Source organism: Neisseria sp. P0021.S006 (genome assembly GCF_051956895.1).
Window position 1 is genome coordinate 1 of record NZ_JBQCWZ010000220.1, and the last position, 1,863, is coordinate 1,863.

Genomic DNA, 1,863 nt, shown 5'->3' on the forward strand with positions numbered 1-1,863 from the left:
AAGTACGACTCAACAACGACTTATGGCTGAAATGGCAACTTGGCTCCTTTATTTACTTCGATTCCGACCGCTGGGGCGGCTGGGGTACTGCCGACTCATACGTCGCGCTCAACAGCTACAAAAACCTTGGCACCGTCAAAATGGGTTACATCAGTACGCCCATGAACAGCATTTATCTGAACCCGTTCGACACCAACAGCTCGATTTTGGAATTCGGCAAAATTTCCCGCTTCGGCCAACGCCGCGTTTCCATGGCTTATGAGTCTCCTTGGAAAAACGGTTTCCAATTCAAATTCAACGTTTCCCCAGGTTCCAATGCAGCACGTAACAACAACGACTGGAGTCCGGATAAAAAACGTGACGGCGACTGGGTCTTCGGCTGGGGTGTAGACTACTACCACCCAAGCAACGGCTTTAAAGCCCACTACGCTGCCGAATACGCACCCAACGACTCTCCAACCGAAACCAAAGACTTCCAAGCCCATGCATTCATGGCCGGATACAGCAAAGACAAAATCTCCGTCGATGCCGCGTTCCAATACGCCAAAAACACTTGCGACGGCTTCAGCTGCTGGGGCGTATGGAAAGATGCGGCAGGCAACGTAGCCGGTTCTTACGACAAAGAAATCAACAATACCAAAGAATTTATGGTGTCCGGCTCATACAAAGTAGGCAATTTCAAACCTCAAATCGGCTTTGCCTACGGTAAAAGCTCTGTCGGCGAAGACTACAAACACGTCGCCGTCAGCACCGATTACAGCTTCTCCAAACGGACGACCGCCACACTCGGCGCCGGCTGGTTGAAAGAAAACGTCAATCCGAAATACGAAGAAGATTTGCCGAAAAAATCTTCTTACGCAGTGGGCATGGTATTCAAACACCGCTATTAATGCCTGACAGATTAAAGGCCGTCTGAAACAATTTGTTCAGACGGCCTTTTCTACATCCTATAAATAAACTTGCAGCCCACCCTAAAAATCATTACATTGCCCACACTCAAGCAACAAAAACGTCATCATGAACGCCCACCGCACCCTCATCATCTCCGTTTTTATCGTCGCCAGTTGCGGCCTTGCTTACGAGCTCATCATCGCCGCGCTCGCAAGCTATCTTTTGGGCGATAGTATTTTGCAGTTTTCCTCCGTCATCGGGCTTTATCTGTTTTCAATGGGCATAGGTGCGCACCTGACCCAATACATCAAAGATAAAGACGTATTGCACCGCTTTATCGAAATCGAACTTTTGGTCGGCATCATCGGCGGCATTTCTGCGCTGGCATTATTTGTGGCCTTCGGTTTATCCGCCGCACCGTTCCGTACCCTGCTCTATGCCTTCGTGCTGATTGTCGGCGCGGTTGTCGGCATGGAAATCCCGTTGGTTATGCGCGTGTTAAACCAAAAAGGCGCGGAGTTTAAAGAACTCGTTTCCAAAGTCCTGACCTTCGACTACTTGGGCGCACTCGCCGTCTCCTTATTATTTCCGCTCCTGCTCGCTCCCAAACTCGGCATGGCGCGTTCCGCCTTATTGTTCGGCATCCTCAACGCCGCCGTCGCCTATCTGACCGCGCGCGTGTTTAAAGCCGAACTGCCACGCTACCGCGCCATCCACCTGCGTGCGCTGATTGTCTTGTCCATCCTCGCCATCACCTTCGCCTACGCAGACCGCATTTCCTTCAAAGCCGAACAAAGCTATTTCGGCGATCCCGTCGTTTATCAAAGCCACTCGCCCTACCAAAGGCTGGTTGTTACCCGCTGGAAAGACGACACCCGCCTCTATATCAACGGCAACCTGCAATTCTCCTCACGCGATGAAGCCCGTTACCACGAAGCACTCGTTCTGCCTGCCATGCAGATGGTGCCGAAT

Annotated in this window: 1 protein-coding gene and 1 pseudogene; both read left to right on the plus strand. The window is 51.3% G+C overall.

Going from position 1 to position 1,863, the window contains the following annotated elements; genetic code table 11:
- Positions 1-890, plus strand: an 890-nt coding sequence (locus tag ACTHUM_RS12745) for a porin (RefSeq protein ID WP_440403028.1), incomplete at its 5' end; no start/stop codon positions are given.
- Positions 891-1,017: 127 nt separating this feature from the next.
- Positions 1,018-1,863, plus strand: a pseudogene (locus ACTHUM_RS12750) (polyamine aminopropyltransferase); the annotation flags it as partial.